The following is a 22,171-nucleotide window of genomic DNA, read 5'->3' on the forward strand; positions in this document are numbered from 1 at the left end:
GGAGAGTGGCGATATGGGACGTAATGTCAGACGGGTGGCGATACTCGGGGGCGGCATTACCGGCCTCAGCGCCGCTTTTTATTTGAAGCGGCACGCGAGAGAACGGAACATGGATGTGGAAGTGACCGTGCTGGAGGCGTCCGGCCGGCTCGGCGGCAAGGTGAACACGCTGCGCAAGGAAGGCTTCGTCATCGAGCGCGGACCGGATTCGTTCCTCGGCCGCAAGCTGCCGATGCTGCATCTGGCGCGGGACCTCGGTCTGCTGGACGAGCTTGTCGGCACGAACCCGCAGGCGACGAAGACGTACCTGGCGTCCGGCGGGAGCCTCAAGCCGATGCCGAAGGGCATCAACCTTGGCATCCCGAACAACCTCGGCTTGTTCGCGAGAACAAGCCTGGTGTCCCCGCACGGCAAGCTGCGCGCGCTTGACGAGATGCGGATCGCGCCGCGCGAGGGCGACGGGGACGAGAGCATCGGCGCGTTCCTTGAGCGCCGGCTCGGCCGCGAGATGGTCGAGAAGATCGCGGAGCCGCTGCTCGCGGGCATTCATTCCGGCGATCTGTACAAGCTGGGCCTTGCGGCGACGTTCCCGGAATTCCGCGAGATGGAGAAGAAGCACGGCAGCCTCATTCGCGGCATGATGGAAGCGAAGCGGCTCGCGCCGACGGCGGGCGCGCAGGCGGCCAAGGCGCGCGCCGAAGCGGTCGGCGGCTATCCGATCCCGCCGACGGTGTTCCTTACCTTCCGCAACGGGCTGTCCACCGTCATCGAGGCGCTCGAGAAGCATCTGCGCGAGGACGGCACGGAGATCCGGCTCGGCGGCGAGGTCGTCCGGCTGGAGAAGGCCTCGGCCGCCTATCGCTTGCATCTGAAGGACGGCTCCGCACTCGAAGCCGACGCCGTGCTGCTGACGATGCCGGGGTACGCATCGCTGCCGCTGCTCGCCCCGCACATGGAACTCGGCCCGCTCGGCGACATGGAGTACGTCTCCGTCGCGAACGTCGTGTTCGCCTACGACGGGAAGGGCTTCGGCCACCGGCTGGACGGCGCCGGCTTCCTTGTCCCGCACTCGGAAGGGCTGACGATTACGGCCAGCACGTGGACGTCCGCCAAGTGGGGCCACACCGCCCCCGCCGACAAGCGGCTTATTCGCTGCTATGTCGGACATGCCGGGGACGACTCCGACGTGGAGCTGAGCGACGAGGAGATGACCGATCGCGTCCGCAGCGACCTGCGCACTCTGATGGGCCTCGCCGCGGAACCGCAGTTCGTCGAGATTACCCGGCTTCGCCGCGGCATGCCGCAGTACGGCATCGGTCACGCCGAGCACGTCGCAGCGTTCCGCAAGCGGCTCGCCGCTGCGCTTCCCGGCATCTTCGCGACGGGCGCCTCCTTCGACGCCGTCGGCCTGCCCGACTGCGTTCGCATGGGCCAGGATGCGGCGGAACAGCTCTTGGCGTTCGGCGAATAGCAACGAGGATGCCCGACGTTGCTCCCGCCGCCTCGCCGCGTCATCCCGATCTCCCGCCGCCGCGCGGAGGTCGGGCTTTTGAATTTTAAACGGATCTTTAGGTGTTTCGACAATTGATTCGACACGATACGACAAAACTTCCTGTAGCCAGTAAGGTAAAATCTTCATTAATGTGCGGATTTGATCTTGTCGAATTCATGCATACTCTTATCCCATAACAGAAAGGTTGAGATCTTTTGCGCAAGTTCTGGCTTCTTCTCGTAACGGCTTCCTTATTCTTCGCTTATTCCGGCATGGCTGGCGCGGCATCGCCCCAGAAGCCGATCCAAGTGTTCGTGAACGGCTCTCCCGTCACGTTCGCGGTAGACCCGGTCGCCATCGACAGCAGGACGTTCGTCGAATTCCGCTCCCTGTTCTCGGCTCTCGGCTATGAAGTGGACTACGTGTCGGCGACCAAAACGATTGTCGCGGAATCCGCCGATCGCGTCATCAAGATGACCGTCGGCTCCAAGCTCGCTTATGTGAACGACGAGCAGGTGCAGGTCGACGATCAGCTCAAGATCGTCGACAGCCGCACACTGGTCGGTGTCCGCTTCATCGCGACGCTGTCCGGCAAGGACGTGACGTGGGTGCCGGAGACGAGAACGGTCGAGATCGTCGATCAAGGGCCGACTCCGGAGCAGGAGGCTGCCGTCTTCGCGGTGCTGAATAAGCTCCAACTGACCGAAGCGGCTCATGACTATCTCGGGCATATCGCTTTGTTCACGGACGATTCCCCGTTCTTGGCCTCCCTCGGCGACGATTACAAGGACCAATGGGAACGGGTGAAGACGAGAACGACCATCCTTGAGAAGACCATCGTGTCGTATTCGGCCGACACGGCCGTCCTGCAGACGGAGGAGAAGAACGAGAAGATCGGCGGAGAAGGCTTCAGCCCCGATTACGAAGGAACCTTCTACTATACGCTCAAGCTCGACGGGGCGGGAGAGTGGAAGATCAACAATGTGGAGATGATCGCATTCGAGGTGACGAATGCGGAAGAACTGCTCGACCAGGCGGTTACGCTGCCCGACGCGGATGCAGCGGCGCTGAGAAGCGTGCTGGAAGCGCAGTTCAAGGCTACCGCCGACGAGGATATCGATGGCTACATGGCGACCATGTTCTTCGATGACGAATCGACCAAGCAGTATGTTCGGGATACGATCAAGCAAGTGTTTGAACAGACCGATTCCGTCATCACAATCGACAAGTTTACGGTCGTCGACTATTACGGCACCGATAAGGCGACCATCGTAGCGGAGATGACCACGGAGGTTCAAGTGTCCGGGCAGACGATCAAGATTCATTCCATCGTCTCGAATGATGCGGAGAAGAGAGACGGCAAGTGGCTGCTCGATCCGGCGGCAGCCCAGTTGAAGAGCGAGCAGCTTTAATCGCCATATGACCGATGCGGCAGGGGGAACTTCCTCCTGTCGTTTCTCTGTTTATTGGCCATTTTTATCCCTCCATAATGAGAATACGCTCTTATGACGCCCGAGGCGCGGATTTATAATAAGAAGTGTAATCGGTGGCCTTCCTGCTATAATCAGAGCATCGAGTCCGCAAGAGGGAGGACGTTCAGCCGATGAGCCTTGGAAGACGGGTATTCACCGCGTTTATGGTTTTTATCATCGTCCCGTTATTCGTTCTTGGAACCGTATCCTATCTCGTCTTCCAGCACATTACGGAAGAGAAGTACACGGAACAGATGGAGCTGTCGATGAACGCGATCGGCCGCAACATCAGCAATATGATCAAGGAAGCGAATTACTTCTCCGACTTCTGGGTGACGACGAAGGACAGCGTGCAGAGCGTGGAGCAGTCGATCGGCCGAATGACGCCGGAGACGTCGTCTGCGACTGCCGAATCGAGCGAATTGAGCGACGACAAATATATGGAAGAGATGCAGGAGCGGCAGAAGCTGAGCCAGCGGGTTCTTCTCACGTATCCCGGCATCAAGTCGGTGACGCTCTACCCGAATGACGGCCGAGTCGTCAAAGTCGGTTTTATTCCGGATACCCCGCCCGATTTCCAGGTGCTTACGTCGAAGCCGATTTTCCAGGAAGTGCTGCGGAAGAACGGTGCGCCGGTATGGATCGGACCCAACGAAGACAAGGACCTGACGGGAGAGAACAACCTGTTCACCCAGATCCGGGTGCTGCTTGACATCGACACGCTGAAGAGCAAAGGGATTCTCGTTATTCGTTTCCAGATGAACGAGCTTAACCATACGTTTGATTTCTACAATACGGCAGCCAGCGACAACCGGCGTTATCTGATCGTCGGCCGCGGCGGAACAGTCGTCTACGACAGCGAGGCGAGTCTGGAAGGGCAGAGCTTCGAGCGGACCGCCGACCCGGACGGCAAGCTCGATCTGACGAGTTCGTTCCAGAGCGTCAAGATGAAGTTTCTCGGGGAGCAGAGCCTTGTCTCCGTCCATAACCTCGGGGATATCAAGCGGCTTGGCGTCGGCGACTGGTCGCTTGTTACGGTGACGGATTGGAAGTACCTGTCCGGCAGCCAGACCCGGATTCTCAGTTGGTTGCTTGGCATCACGCTCGCCTCCATCGTGCTGGCGCTGTTCTTTAACCTTCTGTTCGTTCGCCGCACCGTGCGCTTTATCGTCAAGGTCGTCTCGGCGATGCGCAAGGTGGAACGCGGGGATCTGACGACCCGGGTGTCCATGGCCGGCAACGACGAGACCGTCATTCTTGCCAAGGGCTTCAACAGCCTGGTGGAGCGGGTGTCCGAGCTGCTCGAGGACGTCACCCGGGAGCAGAAGCGCAAGCGCAAGGCCGAGATGATGCTGCTGCAGGCCCAGATCAAGCCGCACTTTCTGTTTAATGCGCTGGAATCGATCAACATTCTCGCCGTGCAGAACGAAGGACGCAAGGTTAGCAGAATGGTGCAAAGACTGGCGAACATCTTCCGGATCAGCATTCAGCAGAAGGAGGAGATTCGCGTCGATCAGGAGCTCGAGCATCTTCGCAGCTACCTGGAGATTCAGAAGTTCCGGTTCGAGGAACTGTTCGAGTACGAGATCGACGTTCCTTCCGAACTGTGCGGCCACAGCATTCTCAAGCTGACGCTCCAGCCGCTCGTCGAGAACAGCATCCAGCATGGGTTCGAGGGGATCGATTACTTGGGCCGGCTTCGGGTCTGGGCCAGAGAGGAAGAAGCGGGCCTCGCGTTCTATGTCGAGGACAACGGAATCGGTATCGGCGAGGAGCAGCTTGCGCGGTTCGCGTCCAGCGGAGTGACGACACTCGAGGAGCTGTACGAGGAATCGTCGGAGACGGGAGAGCGGCGGGGGCTCGGCGTCGGCAACGTGGCGGACCGGCTGCGCATTCATTACGGAACGGGATACGGATTGATTCTATGCAGCGCACCGGGACAGGGGACCGTCATCAAGTGCCTCATACCGAAGACAGCGAAGGGAGAATCTCATGATGCTGAAGGCCCTATTGGTGGATGACGAGATCAACATTCTCAAGAATCTGCAAGCGGTCGTTCCATGGGAAGAGCTCGGAGTCGAGATCGTCGGCACGGCCAAGAACGGAGAGATCGCCCTCGAGCTTGTCCGGGAGCACTCGCCGGAGCTGATCCTGTGCGACATCCGCATGCCGGTGATGGACGGTATCGAGTTCTTAAGCGCACTTCGGGAATTCAATTCCGACTCGGAAGTCATCATGATGACCGGCTATCAGGACTTCAGCTACGTCCGTTCGGTCATTCGCTATGAAGTCAGGGACTACGTCCTGAAGCCGATCGATTACGAGGAGTTGGCTCAGACGATCGGCCGTCTGGCGGACGCCATTCGCGACCGCAAGGCCGAGCAGCAGGTCATCCAGACGGAATGGCGGCAGATGTTCAGCCTTGCCTACGAGAAGGTGCTTTACGATCTTCTCAACGACGTCGGGGGAACCGGTCCCTCCAAGCCGTTCCTCAAGTTCCATGAGCTGTCCGGAGAGCATCTGATCTTCGCCATGATGCTTGTCGATGTGGAGGAATACTCCCGCAAGGAATGCGTCTGGGACGAGAAGGAGCGGAGGTTGTGGAATTTCGCGATCCATAACATCCTTTTGGAAAATCTGGACGGATTCCAGGTGCCCCATTCGGTTCTGCAAGTACGGAGCGGCGAGTGGTGCGTGCTCATCGAACGGATTCCGCCCGAATCGTTCGATCGCGACGAGTGCCTGGCTTGGGGAGCCAAATTGAGCCAGGCGGTGCGGAATTACTTGAAGCTGAACATCCGGGTTGTGCTCCATCCGTCCCCGGTCAAGCTCGAGAAGCTGTCGCGCACCTACAAGTCGCTTCAGCGTTCTCTTCACCTCGGAAGCACCGGCAGGAGCGAGGTGCCCGTCCTGCTTCCGGAGAAGAACGGCGGCCGGCCGGACGAGACCGTCGGGCTGTGGGACCGCATCGAGGCGATGGTCACCGGCCTTAAGCGGTGCGACAGGCGGAAGACGGAAGCCTCGCTGAAGGAGCTGAACGAGGACTTCAAGCGGCTTCCGGAATCGTCCTTCGAGCGGGTCGAGCCGATCCTTCATTACGTATGCCTGCATCTGCTTCGGGAGATGCGGGCGATGGACGTCATCGGCCGGGAAGAGGAGATGAACTATTGGAACCAGATCGACCATAGCCCCGGCATTCGGGACACCCTTGCCGTCATCAATCGTCTCGTCGACCAATCCATCGACAACGTGATGAAGAAGAAGACGAGCGACGTGCTCATGCTCTCGGCCAAGGACTATATCGAACGCAACCTGTCTTCGGATCTAAGCATCGACATGCTCGCGGACTACTTGGGCATTAGCGGAAGCTACTTCAGCCTGCTCTTCAAGCAGCACGTCGGCGAGACCTTCGTCGAATACGTCACCCGGCAACGGATGGAGATGGCGAAGTCGCTGCTTGCGCTAAGCGACAAGAGCGTCACGCTGGTCGGTCAGATGGTCGGCTACGCGGAGCGCCGCTACTTCACCCGGGTGTTCAGCAAGTACACGGGCATGCTGCCGTCGGAATTCCGGGAACGTTCCCACCAGCAATCTTGACCACATCGAACATGACCACATCGAAGGGAGTCGGCCAGGCATGACGCCAAGCGCTTGGAATACACTCAGCTTAAAGGAAAAGGTAGGGCAGATGTTTATCTGCGGCTTCCCCGGCCGCGAGCCCGAAGCAGGCATTCGCCAACTTATCGAAGAATATGCGATTGGAGGCGTCGTCTACTTCCGACGCAACCTGAAGGACGCGGCTCAGGTCGGAAGGTTGTCGAGCGCGCTGCAGGAGAATGCGCAAGTGCCGCTGTTTATCTCCATCGACCAGGAGGGAGGAATGGTCGTCCGGCTTGAGGAGGGTGTGACGGTTATGCCCGGCGCCATGGCCGTCGGAGCGGCAGGGAACGCGGATTGGGCACGGGAAGCGGCAGCATTGTCCGGCGCCGAGCTTCGCGAGATCGGCATCAACATGAACTTCGCCCCTTGCCTGGACGTGAACAACAATCCCGCCAATCCGGTCATCGGCGTCCGTTCCTACGGAGAGGACCCGCAGACCGTCGCCGCACTCGGAGTCGCGGCGATTCAAGGCTATCAGGCGAGCGGCGTTGCCTCGGTCGCGAAGCATTTTCCCGGGCATGGCGATACCGATGCCGACTCGCATCACGAGCTCCCCGTCGTCCCGCACGGCCGCGATCGCCTGGATGCTGTCGAGCTCGTGCCGTTCCGCGCCGCGATCGCCAGCGGAGTCGATGCCATCATGACCGCTCACGTCGTCTTCCCGGCTTACGAACCGGACAACGTGCCCGCCACATTGTCCCGCTGAATTCTGACCGGTTTGCTGCGAGAGCAGCTCGGCTATAACGGCGTGATCGTGACGGATTGCCTGGAGATGAATGCCATCTCCGAGACGATCGGCGTCGCCCGCGGCGCCGTCGAAGCGATCCGTGGCGGGGCCGACCTCGTTCTGGTCAGCCATCGGCTGGATCGCCAGATCGCCGCCCTCGAAGCCGTCTACAACGCCGTTCTCGCCGGCGAGATTCCGGAATCCCGCGTGGACGAAGCTGCCCAGCGCATCTGGAAGCTGAAGCGGGAGAGAGGCTTGCTAGGCAGCGTCCTTCCGTCTGCTTCGAATTCGCTGCTTGCTCAGGAGGTCGCCGTTCGTATCAGCGAATCCGCGGCAACCGTCGTAAGAGGCGGCGAGCTTCTGCCGCTGCCGAAGTCGGCGGGCATTCTCTCTGTCTGGACAGAAGCCAGAGTCGGGACCGAGGTCGTCGAAGTCATCGAGCAGCAACGCACGCTCGGCGAGGCTCTCCGCTCCGAAGGCTACCGCGTCGCCGAACTCCGCATCGGCCTGGAGCCGGAAGCCCCCGAGGCTGAATCCGCCCTCGCAGCCGCTCGGGAAGCGGACGTCATTCTGTTCGCCTCCTACGACGCCGGCTTCTCCCCGTCGCAGTCCGAATTGATTCGCCGCCTGTCCGGGCTGACGGATCGCGATCGCCTGTTCGGCCTCGTCGCGACTCGCACCCCGTACGACCTGCTGTCGGCCCCCGATGTTCCGCTTTATATTTGTTCGTACGAGAACAAGCCGACCATGATGAACGCGGTCGCGGGCGTCCTGTCGGGCCGCCTTCCGGCTCTCGGCCGTCAGCCGATCACAATCGGCCCCCATGCCCGTCATCCCTCCTCGCGGTAACGCTTGTCCGGCTCCGGCGTTCGGTTTTTGTCATACCCCCTACCGTATGTCTGCCATTGCATCTCCAAATCGCCCATCCCTTTTTCCAAAAAGGGTGTCTTATCCCCTCCGTTCAGGTTGCGGCCTATTCAGCTTGCGGATGGTGGGTGGAGGTTGCCAGTCACATGTTTGGCAGATAGCAATTGCAGGCTGTGCACTAAGGTCGTGGACATGAAAACTATGGTTATGGAGTGCTCCCATCGGTTGCGGGGTGTGTGCGTCTGAATGAAGGGGACTAGGGTTGGGATGCCGGTTCAAGTTCAAAGTGGCGTTGTGCGCTCTCGCTCAAACAGTCCTTCTGCTAAACGGCGGTATACAACCGAAGCCACTTGCCCCGCCACTTCTTCTTGCTCTCGAACTTGTGCCAAGGCGGCAGGAGGACCGGCCGGTCCTTCGTGAGCTCGGGATAAGTGATGGCGGGAGTGATGGCGCTCAGACGAAGAACGGAGCCAAGCAACAGGTCGGAGCCAAGAAAGTCCGCCGCATGGTTGGCGCGATAGCCATATTCATTCAAGTAAGCCTGAAGATGCTTGGGGCGAATGCCGCAGAACGTATCGTTCAGCCAACGCTCGACATGGCGCCGATGGTCCCGAAGAGCGGGATGCCTCCGGTTGGCGGCAGGCGGAATAATCGTCGCGGGACTCCCGTCCGTGCAAGTCGTCCGGAACGCCTCGATGCCGGCTCGGGCGATCCGCCTGAAGAACCCCTCCTCAACATGGTCCGGCGACGGCTGCCAGAAGCGAAAGAACTCGGGCTGCTGCTGCTCGTCCAACGAGGCCGCAAGAAGCAAAGGCTGACGCGCATCGAGATAGAGGGCGGGGCCATAATCGGCGTGCTCGATATGGACGTTGCCGCTCAGAATGCGGCTCTCCACCTCCAAGGACAAGGCGTGCCTGATTTTGTGGGCGATGAGCCAGGCTGTTTTATAGGTAACCCCGAGGATGTCGCGCAGCTCCGTCGCCGCAATGCCGGAAGGCTGCGAGAGCAGATAGATCGCTTGGAACCAGCGGGGGAGCGAAGTGGAGCTTCCTTCCATGACGGTCCCTGAGATCAGGGACGTCTGGCGGCGGCATGAGGCGCATTCGAACAGGGGAAGCCTGCGGCTCCGAATAAGGAAGTAACGGGTTTGGCCGCAGCAAGGGCAACGGAAGCCATCGGGCCAGCGCGCATCGAACAAAGCCGAGATGCAGGCTTGATTGGAGGCGAAGCGTTCCTTGAACTGTTCGAAAGCGATCGGATCGTCGATCATGAGAGGATCACCGCCAGGAGAGGGATTGTGCTTCCATCATACCAAACAAACGTTCGTATATCAATCATTTTCTGGGGAAATACATCCACCTTCCGGTTGGAGACCGAACAGATGGCAAGAGGGTGATCGGCCCCTGAACGGAGGGGATAAGACACTGTCTGTGGAGAAGGGGGGGACTGAGCAGAAGGGATAAGACACTATTTTTCGAAAAAGTGATCCCTACCCTCCAAACTCTCCTATTATATTCCATTATATAAACCGCCTATAACGATTAAAAAATCGACAAATCACAGAATTGTTATCGCTGTGTAAAATTTACTGAACAATTTCAGCTTGTTTTCAGCTTCGGTTAAGGTTCGCCTTATGCCAACTGGATAAGATGGCTTATGTAAACAGGTTATAGGAAAGCGAGGTGCGACAAGACGAGATGCTGAATTCGCCGTACAATCTTAAGTTCCGCCATGAGTTGAAATATTATGTGAACTACGCTCAATACTTGACGATCCGCCAGAGGCTCAGGAATCTGATCAGCCAAGATGCCAACGCGAGCGAGCAGGGAGAATATCACATTCGCAGCCTGTACTTCGACGACATCGACAACAAGGCACTGCACGAGAAGCTTGGAGGTGTCCGCGATCGGGAGAAATACCGGATTCGAATCTACAACAAGTCGGACAAGACGATCCACCTCGAGAAAAAAATCAAGTTCAACGATTACATCAGCAAAGTAAAAGCGTCCCTGACCCGAGAGGAGTGCGATCGGCTGATAGCCGGCGACTACTCGGTGCTGGAGGGATCGACGCATCCGCTGAAGAAGGAAGTCCGCGACGAGATGAAGTATCATCTCCTGAAGCCCGTGGTCATCGTCGACTACGTCCGCGAGGCTTATGTGTGCCAGCAAGGGAACGTCCGAATTACGTTCGACAAGAACCTGAGAACCGGTCTGAACTCCGTGGACCTGTTCAGCGAGGAGTTGCCGACGGTGCGGGCCTATGACGACGAATACTTCCTGCTTGAGGTTAAATACGACGAGTACTTCCCGGAATATATCCGGCAGGCGATTCAGATGGAAGGGCTGATCCGACAATCGAATTCAAAGTATGTGATCTGCAGGAAACTGCTTAAATTCAACACTTGGGAGGACCAATAATATGGCAGCAGCAACCACGACCAACACGGGAGACACAACAAACTTCACAGATGTGATCAAGGATTCCGTTCTGGAGAATTTCTCCTCGGACATCAGCATCACCAAGATGGCGATTACGCTCGGCATTGCTTTTCTGCTCGGATTGTTCATTTATTTCTTGTATAAAAGGGTTTTCAGCGGGGTGCTCTACTCCAAGAGCTTCAACGTGTCTCTCGTCGGAATGACGCTTATTACGGCGATGGTCATCATCGCGATCAACTCGAATCTCGTCCTGTCGCTCGGGATGGTCGGCGCGCTGTCGATCGTTCGGTTCCGGACGCCGATCAAGGACCCGACCGACCTGATCTTCCTGTTCTGGGCCGCCGTCGCGGGCATCGTGACCGGCGCAGGCTTCTACACGCTCGCGATCTTCGGCTCGGTCATCGTCGGCCTCGTCCTGTTTATCTTTATCAAGAAGGCCTCGTTCGAGACGCCTTACCTGATGGTCGTCAACTGCGAAGGAGACGAGAGCGAGAAGGCGATCATGGCCAGGCTGAACACGCTCGTGAAGCGGTTTAATGTGAAGCAGAAGACCGTTACGAGCAATAACGTCGAGATGACGATCGAAGTGCGCCTCGGCGAGAACGAGCCGGCATTCGTTAACCAGATCACGCAAATCTCCGGGGTCAAGAACGCCGTCCTGATCAGCTACAGCGGCGACTACGTCTCCTAATGGGCGGTGAGCGATAATGAAGGTAAGAACCGCGATTATCCTGCTCATCTGCGTCTTCGCGGGGATGCTGACGTTCGGCTTGTCCGGGTATACCGAACAGTCGCCGACGAGCGGTACCGCCACGAAGGTCAGCTCCGACACGGATGAGAACACGGATAAGATCGACGAGTATGTTTTTCCCAAGGATAAGGTTGTCGATGTGAAAATAACGATAGATCCGGACGAGTTCCAGGATATTATCGATAATGCGTCGGCGGAGGAGATGCATACGGCTTCGGTCGATTACAACGGCATTCACTTCGACAATATCGGCATTCGGGCCAAAGGCAACCTGAGCCTTCGAAGTGTCGTCAACTCGGATTCGGATCGCTACAGCTTCAAGCTGAGTTTCGACGAGTATCTGTCGAGCCAGACGCTGTACGGCATCAGCAAGATCAACCTGAATAATAACTACAGCGACGCCACGTACATGAGGGAGTTCCTGACGTACGAGCTGGCGGAGACGATGGGACTGCCGACGCCGAAGTATTCGTTCGTGAATGTATATGTCAACGGCGAGCTGTGGGGCTTCTATCTCGCGATCGAGCAGATCGGGGACGAGTATCTGGAACGCAACTTCGATGATACGACCGGCGCGCTGTACAAAGCCGAGATGAACGGCAACGGCGGCGACTTGGCGTGGTATGGGGATGATATCTCTTCCTATCCGGCGCTGACGAAGAAGTCGGACGCTTCGGATGATGCGCTGATCGCCATGCTGGACGAGCTGAATAACGGAGACGATTATGAGAGTGTGCTCGATGTTGAGGAAGCTCTTGGCTATGTCGCGCTCAACGTGATCACGAACAATTCGGACAGCTACATCGGGCAGAACAAACAAAATTATTATTTGTACGAGAAAGATGGAGTATTCTCCGTGCTCCCGTGGGACTACAACATGGCGTTCGGAGGATTAGGCGGCATGGGCGGCGGCAGAGGAGGCGGCAATGGCGGCGGAAGCTCCTCGACCCTGATGATCGACGAGCCGACCCAAGGCTCGGTGTCGGAGCGGCCGCTCATCTCAAAGCTGCTCGCCGTGGACGAGTACAAGGAGCTCTACCACCAGATTATCAGCGATGCGATTACGACCTACCTGGCGGCGGATACGTTCTCCGAGCGGGTGCAGGAAGTGTGGGAGATGATCGCGCCATACGTTGAGCAGGACCCTCGTCCGTTCTACACGTTCGCGGAATCCGAGAGCGGCGTGACGAGCCTGATCTCGACCAATACGAGCAGCGTGGAAAATATTCAAGGTCAGCTCGACGGAACGATCGCGTCCTCCGGCGACGGCAGCGGAAGCGGCGGTGGCATGGGGGGCGGTATGGACTTCGACTTCGGCAATATGGGCGACATGGGCGGCATGGGCAACATGCCTGAGATGGGGAATATGCCCGATATGGGCGGCATGAATGGAGGAGGCCAAGGAGCCGCTGCATCCGACACGCAGGCTCAGTCGGCGTCCTTAAGCAAGGAGCGTACTTCCGCGAATGCCGGAATCGTGCTTGCCGAGGCGGCGGCTGAAGCGGCCGCAGGAGATGCGAACGCGGGAGGAGAGCCGGACGCGGGAGGTCAGGCCGATCAGACGACTCCCAACGGAGACGGCGCCCAGAACGGAGCCGATGCTAACGGCCAGAACGGCGGCAACGCGCAGAACGGTCAGAATGGTCAAGGCGGTCAGAATGGCGGCCAGGGCGGACGCGGCCAGGGCGGCGGCATGGACTTCGGCGGCGGTCAGGGCGGAGGAGGCTTCGGAGGCGGTGGCTTCGGAGGCGGCCAAGGCGGACCCGGAGGCATGGGAGGCTTCGGCGGATTCCCCGGAGAGAACGCTGCCGGTTCGACTCCGCAGGGCAGCGAGAAGGCTCTGACGGAGACGCTTATTATGATCGGCGTGCTGATCGCGGCGTGCATATTCGTGGTTACCTTCAAGAGAAAAAGATAATAAAAGACAATAAAAAGGTTAGATGGGCCGTTTCGACTCGGATGCTGGCATCCGGCGAGGCGGCCTTTCGACATTTCCGGCATGTGCCCGAGACTTGTATATGCTATAATTTACGGGCAGGAACTGGATAGGGAGGGATCGCGCTTCATGACTTATTCCCGTACTCATAGCCGCCGCAAACACCGCAGACGCGCCCGCATTCTTTTCTACGTGAATGTCTTGTTCCTTGTTGTCGTGCTTGGAACCGGGGCCGTCCTCGCCTACCACTGGATGTACGGACAAGAGAGCGATCCGGTATCGGAGTCGCCCGCCGAGTCGCCGCCGCCCGCCGAGCCGTCCTCGGAACCGTCTCCGACCGCCGTCCAGAGCCCGGACAACGACGTCTCCGACGACGAGGGAATGACGGCCGAGCCTTCCGCGGATAAGGATGGAGCGACGGTGAACCTTGCGTTCGTCGGAGACATTCTTCTGGCCGCTCGAGTGGAAGAATACATAACGAAGAACGGCGTCGACTATCCGTTCCGGAACGCCTCCGATCTGCTGCAGGCCGCAGATATCGCCGCCGCCAATCTGGAGAATCCGATCACGGAACGAGGAACTCCCGCCGAGGATAAGACGTATGTGTTCAAGGGCAGCCCGGAATCGCTGCAAGGGCTGAAGAACGCCGGCTTCGACATTGTGTCGCTGGCGAACAATCATACTTTGGACCAAGGTTGGGAAGGGCTAAGCGATACGATGGATTATCTGGACGACATCGGCATCGACCATGTCGGCTCGGGCAGCGACGATACGGAAGCCTATACCGCCGCCTATTATGAGGTGAACGGCATTCGCGTCGCTTATCTCAGCGTGACGAACGTCGTTCCGGTAACGGAGTGGAAGGCGGACAAGAACCACCCGGGAGTTGCGGAGACGTACGACACGACCCGCGCCGTTCAGGCGATCAAGAACGCCAAGGAACTGGCGGATATCGTTGTAGTGATGGTGCACTGGGGCAAGGAGAAAGTTCAGGAGCCGATCGACAAGCAGACGAGCGTCGGGCATGTCTTCATCGATGCGGGCGCGGATCTGGTTATCGGAAGCCACCCGCATGTGCTGCAAGGCTTCGAGACGTACAAGGGCAAGTGGATCGCCTACAGCCTCGGCAACTTCGTCTTTACGTCGGCGGGCGATCGCTTGACGCAGGAGACGGGAGTGCTCCAGGCGGCTTGCACCAAGCAGGGCGAGTGCGGATTGACGTTCGTGCCGATGCTGTCGACCTATGCGCAGCCGAGCCCGATGAGCGAAGAGGAGGGATCGACTCTCCTCGCCAAGCTGTCGGAGCTGTCAAGTCCGTACGGAGTGTCGGTTCATTCGAACGGAGAGATCGTTCCGTCTTCCGGAGCGCTCTCCCCATAATTAGCAAGAGAGAGAGGGGCACTATGCCTAGGAGCGAACTTGCGCGCCTTCATCCGTGCGTAGCCCATCGCGGATGGTCCGGAGGCGCCCCGGAGAATACGCTGGCGGCGTTCCGCCTTGCGCTCGCCGAACCCGCCGTTCGCGGCGTGGAGATGGACGTCCATCTGAGCAAGGACGGGATTCCCGTCGTCATTCACGACGAGAAGCTGAAGCGCACGACGAACGGAAGGGGGCGCGTTCAGGATTATACGGCGGACGAGCTCGGCAGGCTGGATGCGGGCAGTTGGTTCCATCCTTCGTTCGCCGGGGAGTCCGTGCCGACTCTCGAAGAGGTGCTGAGGCTGCTTGGCGGGAAGCTTAAGCTGAACGTCGAATTAAAAGAAGGGACCCGGCGGGTGGAGCTGCTGGCGTTCAAGGTGGCGGAGCTTGTCCGCCGGCTCGGGCTGGAGGCGGACACGACGATTACTTCCTTCGAACGCTCGATTCTGGAGACGTCGAAGCGAGTGGCTCCGGAGCTTAGAATCGGTTGGATTACGAAGAAGCGATTGAACCGGAAGCTGATCATGCGGCTGCGGGAGATCGGCGCCTCGTTCCTCTCGGTCGAGCATTCTTCGCTGAGTGAAGCCGGAGTTCGCGAAGCGGTCGAGGCGGGAATCGAGGTCATGGCGTGGACCGTCAACGAGCCGAGGGACTTCGCGCGCCTCGCCGCGATCCGGCAGCCGCTTCTGCTATGCACCAACTACCCTGATCGCTGGCTGATGGCCGTGCAAGATGGAACGGAAGAGAATGGAGAGGAAGAGAATCCCTATGACGACGTTTGATATTCGCAATATTTATTGCGTTGGCCGCAACTATCGCTTGCATGCCGCCGAGCTCGGCAATGCCGTGCCCGAGCAGCCGATGATCTTCACCAAGCCGACCCATGCGGCCGTCGCTTGGGAGCAGGAAGTCCGGCTCCCCGCTGACCGGGGAGCCGTGCATTACGAAGCGGAGCTTGTGCTTCTGTTCTCCAAGCCGTACAAGCCGGGGGACTCTCTGGATGATGCGGTATCCCACTTCACGGTAGGGCTGGACTTCACGCTGCGCGATGTGCAGGAAGGCATCAAGGCGAAGGGCTACCCGTGGCTGCCGGCCAAGGGCTTCCGGAATTCCGCAGGTCTTGGCGAGTGGCGGGCGTATCCGGGAACCCGGACGATCGAGGAGAAGCCGTTCGCGCTGGCGATCGGCGGCAAGGAAGTCCAGCGAGGCGACGTACGCGATATGGTGCACGGTCTTGAGAAGCTGGCGGACTTCGTCGCGACCCATTACGGCATCGGCGCCGGAGATCTGCTGTTCACGGGCACTCCGGCCGGCGTCGGAGCGCTGAATGACGGGGACGTGCTGACGCTGACATGGAACGAGGAGAACGTGGGAAGCGCGAAGGTCGTGCTCAGCGGCGATTGATCGCCGTACATACGGACGAATATGCATACGTATGAGCCTATGCAGGTTGCTCATGCTCATAAAGGATGCTCCATTTCACGCACGCGGGAATGGGGCATCCTTTTTTTACAAGGTAGTGGAAGATCAAGACAATTGTATCCCTGGATTAGGGGAATGAGGCCCTTACGGGAAGGAGATTACCCCTTACAATAAGGGTGTAAGCAACGAACAACGAACCTATGGGAGGGTCCTACGAGTGCAAAAGAAACTGGTTTCCGTCCTGGCTTTATCGGTCGCTATGTCCGCGTTCCTCGCCGCTTGCGGCAGCAATGAGAACAACAATACGGCATCGCCGTCCCCAAGCGAAAGCGCGAGCCCGAGCCCATCGCCTTCCGAATCCGCTCCGGCTTCGGAATCGACCGCTCCGGAGAAGGTAGAGAACTTCACCGTGTCACTGCGCCATATCCAGATCGGCGACGCCCAGAAGTTCCGCAAGGCGATTCTCGACGATGTCGTCACGAAGACCGAAGCCGACGTTCCGGGACTGAAGATCGAGCTCGACGGCGTCGAAGACAGCGTCAACCGCTTCACGAAGCTTCCCGCCGAGATGGCGGCCGGCAACCCTCCCAAGATCTTCGACGTGTTCGGCGGGTCGGGCGATACGCAGAAGTATGCCGGAGCCGGACGCATGCTCGACCTGACGCCGATCCTCGACGAACTGGGCCTCAAGGACAAATTCCTGAGCGGCGTTCTCGAACCGTTCTCCGTGGACGGCAAGGTATACGGCCTGCCGATCGGCGGCAACACCGAAGGCATTTTCTACAACACCGAGCTGTTCGCGAAGTATAACCTGAATCCTCCGACCACTTGGGACGACTTGATCAAGGCCGCCGACACCCTGAAGCAGAACGGCATCACCCCGTTCGCCGTCGGCTCCAAGGGAGCATGGGTGCCGAACATGCTGGTCAATACGTTCATCGGCCGCATCGCGGGCGAAGGCACGAACGCCGGCTTCATTACCGGCGCATCGCAGTGGAATTCCCCGGACGTCGTCGCCGCGTACCAACTGTTCGCGGATTGGGAGAAGGCCGGCTACTTCACGAAGGGCGAGCTCGGCAAGGAGTACGGCGACATGCTTAACGACTTCGTCGCCGGCAAGGCGGGCATGATGTTCGACGGCTCGTGGCGCTCTTCCGCCTTCAAGAACGATGCCGTAGGGGCCGAGATCGCCGGCAAGGTGGCGTTCGTGAACCTGCCGGCCGTCCCGAACGGCAAGGGCGATCAGTCGTCCGTCAACGCGAACTACGGCGAAGGCTACGGCTTCTCCTCCGATCTGAACGACAACGAGCTGAAGGCGGTCAAGGCATTCATCAAGAACATGTACAGCGAAGAGATGCAGCTTCGCGGCTTGCTTGAAGACGGCGTGCTTCCTTCGATGAAGCTGACCGACGTCTCCCAAGTGACGGACCCGATCGTGAAGCAAGTGCTTGACGTTCTGAACGGCGCAACGGCAAGCTTCCCGCACTTCGACTCGGTCGTTCAATCCAAGGTGTACACCGAGACCGAGACGCAACTGCAGAAGCTGATCGCCGGCAAGGCGACCGCGCAGGAAGTCGGCACCGCGATCCAGAAGGTTCAAGACGCGGAGAACGCAGCCGCAGCGAAGTAAAAAATTCGATTGCCGGATGAGAGGGGGCGTCCGCTCGAGCGCGGCGGCGCCCCTTCCCTCCATCCAAGCTTCCTTCCGCATAAGGAAGGGATACGCCCATTACCGATGCCGGCGGGGGAGAAACCATGAGAACAACACTGAGAAATCCCTATGTCTACTTGCTATTCGTCGTCCCGACAATCGCGTTATACTTCCTCTTCTTTATTTACCCCATGCTGACTTCCGTCTTCTATGGATTCACGAATTGGAACGGGCTCGACACGAAGGACTTCATCGGCTTCGATAACTTCGTGAACGCGTTCAAGGACGAGGACTTCCGCAACTCCATCTGGAACAACCTGTACATCCTTCTGTTCTCTTGCTGTGTGCAAGTGCCTCTGATTATTGTTTTCTCCCTGCTGATCAGCAGCGTAAAGAGATTCCAGGGGTTCTACAAGACAACCGTCTTCATGCCGTCCATCCTGTCGACTTCGGTCATCGGGATTCTGTGGGGGTACATCTACGATCCCGACGTCGGTCTCATTAACAACATCTTGAAAACATTCGGGCTGGACCCGATTTATTTCCTCGCCGATACGAAGTGGGCGCTCTTGTCCATTCTGATCACGAACGCTTGGCAGTGGATGGGCTTCTATATCGTTCTTATCCTGGCAGCCATTCTGGGCATCCCGAAGGATATCGACGAAGCGGCGATGATCGATGGGGCGACGGGCGTTCAGCGGGCCTGGTACTTGACCGTTCCGCTGATCAAACCGATCATCAACGTCGTCATCATGCTCTCGATCGCCGGCGCTCTGCGCGTTGTCGACATCGTGCTCGTCATGACAGAAGGCGGGCCGGCCGGAGCGACCGACGTCATGGCCTCCTACATGGTGAACAAAGCGATCAAGTACGGAGATTACGGCTACGGCACCGCGCTCTCCATCATTATTTTCATATTTGCACTCGTTCTGACGGCACTGTACCAGACCTTGGTCGTCAGAAGACAAGAGAAGGTGGAATACTGATGGCAATCCCACTGCGCAGAACAATCCCGCATCTATTCATGATTGCCTATGTCATCATAATACTCGTGCCGTTTATCTTCATCCTGTTCTCGTCGTTCAAGGCGAACAACACGGAGATTGCGACGCATCCGTTCGGCCTTCCGAAGTCGTGGGAGTTCGGCAACTACAAGGAAGCCTGGGTGAAGGCGAAGATCAACGTCTACTTCTTCAACAGCTTCTACCTCGCCTTTACGGCTGCCGCCACCGGCGTCCTGTTCTCCGCCGCGACCGCGTTCGCGATCACGCGGATGAAGTTCAAGCGGACGAGCGGCTGGATCTACCAGTTCGTGCTCATCGGGATGCTCATTCCCGGCAACGTCCTGTTTATCGCCCAGTATCTGCTCGTGCAGAAGCTCGGCATTCTCGACACGCACTGGTCGCTGTTCCTGCCATACACCGCCGGTGCTCTGCCGTTCAGCGTGCTGCTCGTCTCGGCCTTCATGAAGTCCATCCCGCACGAGCTTGAGGAAGCGGCGGTCGTCGACGGGATGAACGTGTTCCGAATGTTCTTCCAGATCATCCTGCCGCTCACCGTGCCGGCGCTCGTCACCGTGTTCATCGTCAACTTCCTGGGCAACTGGAACGAGTACCTGCTGTCGTTCTTCTTCATCAGCAAGGACGCTCTCCGCACGCTTCCTTCGGGAATGGTCCAATTCCGCGACGCGTTCCAGACGAACTATGCGCTCGTATGCACGGGCATCGTGTTCAGTGTCGTGCCGGTTCTCGTCATGTACGCGTTCCTTCAGCGCAAGATCATCGAAGGGCTGACGGCCGGCAGCGTTAAAGGATAGGGGGCACGCGGATAACGGTAATGGCCATGGTGGATGGCGAAGGTGGATGGCGAAGGTAAATAATGAAGGTAAATAGTGAAGGTAATAGCGAATGGCGAAGGACAACGCGGGTCTGCGGACTCGCTTTGTTCTATTTGCATTTTATGGTATAAAATGGAATATTGCGCGCGCTCGGTGCTGCTGGGTGCTCTAGGGGTTCGCAGAAAAGGGGGCCTTATCCCCGCCGTTCAGTTTTGCCTCCCAGCCCCCTCCCTGAACAAAGGGGATAAGGCACCGTTGGGCCGGATGGCACATGCTCACTGAGCAGATGGGATAAGGCACTGTTTTGGAAGAAAGGGGATGCTCGCTCAGGGTTATCCATTAATTGGCAAAATATATAAGTGGAATAAAACAATATGCAAACGAAGAGGAAGTGAGATAATGTACACGTCGAGTGAAATAATTTTTAAGCGGGATGAGATGCTATATAAGCAAGATGAGAGAGTAAAACCATTCGGCGTGGAAAAATAGTGTAGAATAATAAAACGATTCCTTGGGAGGATGGAGGAGGGGCTGAGCCATGAAACATATCCCGATCGATAACCCGTCTGTTTGTCCGCCTGACATGCTGTCCGGAGCCGAAGGCGATAGTCGCGATAACGGACGAGAAGCGCCTCTCGTTCATTCGTTTCCGCCGATAGCGGACGAGAGCTCCCGCTTGCTTATTCTCGGCAGCATGCCCGGAACGCGCTCATTGGAGATGAATCAATACTACGGCAATCCGCGCAACTTCTTCTGGCGAATTCTATACGAGCTTCTGGGGGAGGGAGCGGAACGCGCGGCAAGTGCCGAGTACGAAGAACGCCTGGCTATCGCCAGGCGCAACGGAATTGCATTATGGGACGTCATCGAAGCGTGCGAGAGACCGGGGAGCCTCGACAGCGCCATCCGCAACGCGGTGCCGAACGAGATACCGGACTTGCTGCGGCACTGCCCAGCTATTCGGGTCATTGCGTGCAACGGCACCAAGTCTCATTCGGAGCTGCTCAAGCAGTACGGGGATACGCCGGAGCTTCGGAGCCGGACGGTGCTTCGGTTGCCCTCTTCGAGTCCGGTGCCGACTCCGCAATTCCGCGGTCTGGACGACCGGCTGGTCGTCTGGAGAGAGCTTCTGGCCCCGCATCTGCCGAATCGCAGCGGCAGCCGCGACTAGACTGCAGCCTGCAGAGTTCGGCCCCAACGCAGGCTTAGATCGCCCAATCTCCATGGCGGAAAATCTGGATTTCTTCGCCGTCAGACGTGACGCCGAAGATGTCCATCTTGTCGGAACCGATCATGAAGTCGACGTGCGTCATGCTTGTGTTGAGGCCGCGTTCCTTGAGCTCCTCCTGCGTCATCTTCGTTCCGCCCTGCAGGTTGAAGGCGTAGGCGCTGCCGATCGCCAGATGGTTCGAGGCGTTCTCGTCGAACAGCGTGTTGTAGTACAGGATGCCCGACTGGGAGATCGGAGAGAAGTGGGGCACGAGCGCAACTTCGCCGAGGTAGTGGGAGCCTTCGTCCATCTCGACGAGGTTCTTCAGCGTCTCCTCGCCGGTCTCGGCTTCGACTCCGACGATGCGTCCGTTCTCGAACGTCAGCTTGAAGCCGTCGATCAGGTTGCCGCCGTAGCTGAGCGGCTTCGTGCTGGAGACATAGCCGTTCACGCCCGAAGCGAGCGGCGCGGTGAACACCTCTTCGGTCGGCAGGTTGGCGACGAATGGCACGCCGGCTTCGTTGTCGCTGTCGGCGGCAAGCCATAAGTGGCCTTCCGGCAGCTCAATCGTCAGGTCGGTTCCCGGGGCGACATAGTGAAGCTTCTTGAATTGCTTCTTGTTCAAGAAGTCGGACTTCTCGTTCAGCTTGCGGATATGTTCCTCCCAGGCGGCCAGCGGATCGTCAAGATTCACGCGAACGGTGGCGAGGATCGCTTCCCACAGCTTGCCCACTTGCTCCGCTTCGGGAACGTTCGGGAACACCTTCGCGGCCCATGCCTTCGAAGGCGCCGCGACGACGCACCAACTGAACTTGTTCGCCATCATGTACTGGCGGTACTTCGCAAGCGTCTTGCCATACGTCTTCTGATTATTGACGATGCGCTCATGCGGGATTCCCTTCAGCATGTCGGGGTCCGAAGAGACGACGCTGACGACGGCCACGTTGTTCTCGGCCAGCTCTTCCATCTCCGCCGCATACCACTTCGGCTCCTCGAGGAACGCTTCGTCCGGAGCGAGCTCGTAGCGCGTGCGCGTGACGATGTCGTCGGTCCAGTTCACCTTGACCGAGAACGCTCCCGCTTCATACGCCTTGCGAACAACGGCGCGTACAAGCTCGGCCGCTTCGGTCGTCGCATTCACGACGAGCTTCTGCCCCTTCTGAAGCTTAACCCCTATGCCAACGATCAGGTCTGCGTATCGATCCAACTGTTGCTGTGTCACGCTCATTGTACCAACCTCCGACTGTTTCGATAAATAGGTTCCTGAACGCGCTGAACGCCGTCAG

At 58.5% G+C, this 22,171-nt stretch carries 16 protein-coding genes and 1 pseudogene; 15 read left to right on the forward strand and 2 right to left on the reverse strand.

Annotated features, from left to right (window positions below; translation table 11 throughout):
• Positions 1–13 precede the first annotated feature (13 nt).
• The 5 genes and pseudogenes from hemG (at position 14) to nagZ (ending at position 8,200) form a co-directional block, all read left to right on the forward strand.
• Positions 14–1,471 carry a protoporphyrinogen oxidase gene (hemG, locus tag E6C55_RS11400; RefSeq protein ID WP_136369918.1) on the forward strand — a complete coding sequence of 486 codons (1,458 nt, stop codon included), beginning with the start codon at positions 14–16 and terminating at the stop codon, positions 1,469–1,471.
• Positions 1,472–1,707: 236 nt separating this feature from the next.
• The gene (locus E6C55_RS11405) at positions 1,708–2,904 is read left to right on the forward strand and encodes a copper amine oxidase N-terminal domain-containing protein (protein ID WP_136369919.1); all 1,197 of its coding nucleotides are present in this window, start codon (positions 1,708–1,710) and stop codon (positions 2,902–2,904) included.
• A 191-nt stretch (positions 2,905–3,095) separates the two neighbouring features.
• Positions 3,096–4,985, forward strand: coding sequence for a cache domain-containing sensor histidine kinase (locus E6C55_RS11410; RefSeq protein WP_136369920.1), 1,890 nt, complete (start codon positions 3,096–3,098; stop codon positions 4,983–4,985).
• Positions 4,957–6,561: a response regulator gene (locus tag E6C55_RS11415; protein ID WP_136369921.1), complete on the forward strand. Its 1,605-nt coding sequence runs from the start codon at positions 4,957–4,959 to the stop codon at positions 6,559–6,561. Before E6C55_RS11410 ends, E6C55_RS11415 begins: the two co-directional genes overlap by 29 nt.
• 40 nt (positions 6,562–6,601) lie before the next feature.
• Positions 6,602–8,200, forward strand: a pseudogene (nagZ, locus tag E6C55_RS11420) (beta-N-acetylhexosaminidase).
• A 340-nt stretch (positions 8,201–8,540) separates the two neighbouring features.
• On the opposite strand, the gene E6C55_RS11425 reads toward nagZ, so the two are convergent.
• Positions 8,541–9,488, reverse strand: coding sequence for a transposase (locus tag E6C55_RS11425; RefSeq protein WP_136369922.1), 948 nt, complete (start codon positions 9,486–9,488; stop codon positions 8,541–8,543).
• A gap of 427 nt (positions 9,489–9,915) precedes the next feature.
• On the opposite strand from E6C55_RS11425, the gene E6C55_RS11430 reads away from it, so the two are divergent.
• The 10 genes from E6C55_RS11430 (at position 9,916) to E6C55_RS11475 (ending at position 20,846) form a co-directional block, all read left to right on the forward strand.
• Positions 9,916–10,638: a polyphosphate polymerase domain-containing protein gene (locus E6C55_RS11430; protein ID WP_211093560.1), complete on the forward strand. Its 723-nt coding sequence runs from the start codon at positions 9,916–9,918 to the stop codon at positions 10,636–10,638.
• A 1-nt stretch (position 10,639) separates the two neighbouring features.
• Complete coding sequence (locus E6C55_RS11435; protein WP_136369923.1) at positions 10,640–11,350, forward strand: DUF4956 domain-containing protein; 711 nt, start codon at positions 10,640–10,642, stop codon at positions 11,348–11,350.
• A gap of 16 nt (positions 11,351–11,366) precedes the next feature.
• Positions 11,367–13,328 (forward strand): CotH kinase family protein, encoded by a 1,962-nt coding sequence (locus tag E6C55_RS11440; protein WP_211093561.1) that lies wholly within the window; start codon positions 11,367–11,369, stop codon positions 13,326–13,328.
• A gap of 147 nt (positions 13,329–13,475) precedes the next feature.
• A complete protein-coding gene (locus tag E6C55_RS11445) occupies positions 13,476–14,726 on the forward strand; it encodes a CapA family protein (RefSeq protein WP_136369924.1) in 1,251 nt (416 codons plus the stop codon).
• Between the two features lie 23 nt (positions 14,727–14,749).
• A complete protein-coding gene (locus E6C55_RS11450) occupies positions 14,750–15,547 on the forward strand; it encodes a glycerophosphodiester phosphodiesterase (RefSeq protein ID WP_136369925.1) in 798 nt (265 codons plus the stop codon).
• The gene (locus E6C55_RS11455) at positions 15,534–16,169 is read left to right on the forward strand and encodes a fumarylacetoacetate hydrolase family protein (RefSeq protein ID WP_136369926.1); all 636 of its coding nucleotides are present in this window, start codon (positions 15,534–15,536) and stop codon (positions 16,167–16,169) included. Before E6C55_RS11450 ends, E6C55_RS11455 begins: the two co-directional genes overlap by 14 nt.
• Before the next feature lie 235 nt (positions 16,170–16,404).
• Positions 16,405–17,817, forward strand: a complete 1,413-nt coding sequence (locus E6C55_RS11460) for an extracellular solute-binding protein (RefSeq protein WP_211093562.1) — start codon at positions 16,405–16,407, stop codon at positions 17,815–17,817.
• A 125-nt stretch (positions 17,818–17,942) separates the two neighbouring features.
• Positions 17,943–18,824 (forward strand): carbohydrate ABC transporter permease, encoded by an 882-nt coding sequence (locus E6C55_RS11465; protein ID WP_136369927.1) that lies wholly within the window; start codon positions 17,943–17,945, stop codon positions 18,822–18,824.
• On the forward strand, positions 18,824–19,654 hold the full coding sequence (locus tag E6C55_RS11470; protein ID WP_136369928.1) for a carbohydrate ABC transporter permease: 831 nt from the start codon (positions 18,824–18,826) through the stop codon (positions 19,652–19,654). The genes E6C55_RS11465 and E6C55_RS11470 overlap by 1 nt, the downstream gene beginning before the upstream one ends.
• Before the next feature lie 559 nt (positions 19,655–20,213).
• Entirely contained in the window at positions 20,214–20,846 is a 633-nt protein-coding gene (locus tag E6C55_RS11475) for a DNA-deoxyinosine glycosylase (protein WP_230986653.1), read from the forward strand.
• A 34-nt stretch (positions 20,847–20,880) separates the two neighbouring features.
• Here the strand turns inward: E6C55_RS11475 and E6C55_RS11480 are convergent, their stop codons facing one another.
• Positions 20,881–22,113 (reverse strand): aminopeptidase, encoded by a 1,233-nt coding sequence (locus tag E6C55_RS11480; RefSeq protein ID WP_136369929.1) that lies wholly within the window; start codon positions 22,111–22,113, stop codon positions 20,881–20,883.
• Between the last annotated feature and the right edge of the window lie 58 nt (positions 22,114–22,171).

Source organism: Cohnella fermenti (genome assembly GCF_004801405.1).
Lineage (GTDB): Bacteria > Bacillota > Bacilli > Paenibacillales > Paenibacillaceae > Cohnella > Cohnella fermenti.

Bases quoted from the DNA above. Each gene is read 5' to 3' on its own strand.
- hemG (WP_136369918.1), top strand. From the start codon at position 14: ATGGGACGTAATGTCAGACGGGTGGCGATACTCGGGGGCGGCATTACC.
- E6C55_RS11410 (WP_136369920.1), top strand. From the start codon at position 3,096: ATGAGCCTTGGAAGACGGGTATTCACCGCGTTTATGGTTTTTATCATC.
- E6C55_RS11415 (WP_136369921.1), top strand. From the start codon at position 4,957: ATGATGCTGAAGGCCCTATTGGTGGATGACGAGATCAACATTCTCAAG.
- E6C55_RS11425 (WP_136369922.1), bottom strand. From the start codon at position 9,488: ATGATCGACGATCCGATCGCTTTCGAACAGTTCAAGGAACGCTTCGCC.
- E6C55_RS11430 (WP_211093560.1), top strand. From the start codon at position 9,916: ATGCTGAATTCGCCGTACAATCTTAAGTTCCGCCATGAGTTGAAATAT.
- E6C55_RS11435 (WP_136369923.1), top strand. From the start codon at position 10,640: ATGGCAGCAGCAACCACGACCAACACGGGAGACACAACAAACTTCACA.
- E6C55_RS11440 (WP_211093561.1), top strand. From the start codon at position 11,367: ATGAAGGTAAGAACCGCGATTATCCTGCTCATCTGCGTCTTCGCGGGG.
- E6C55_RS11445 (WP_136369924.1), top strand. From the start codon at position 13,476: ATGACTTATTCCCGTACTCATAGCCGCCGCAAACACCGCAGACGCGCC.
- E6C55_RS11450 (WP_136369925.1), top strand. From the start codon at position 14,750: ATGCCTAGGAGCGAACTTGCGCGCCTTCATCCGTGCGTAGCCCATCGC.
- E6C55_RS11455 (WP_136369926.1), top strand. From the start codon at position 15,534: ATGACGACGTTTGATATTCGCAATATTTATTGCGTTGGCCGCAACTAT.
- E6C55_RS11465 (WP_136369927.1), top strand. From the start codon at position 17,943: ATGAGAACAACACTGAGAAATCCCTATGTCTACTTGCTATTCGTCGTC.
- E6C55_RS11470 (WP_136369928.1), top strand. From the start codon at position 18,824: ATGGCAATCCCACTGCGCAGAACAATCCCGCATCTATTCATGATTGCC.
- E6C55_RS11475 (WP_230986653.1), top strand. From the start codon at position 20,214: ATGAAACATATCCCGATCGATAACCCGTCTGTTTGTCCGCCTGACATG.
- E6C55_RS11480 (WP_136369929.1), bottom strand. From the start codon at position 22,113: ATGAGCGTGACACAGCAACAGTTGGATCGATACGCAGACCTGATCGTT.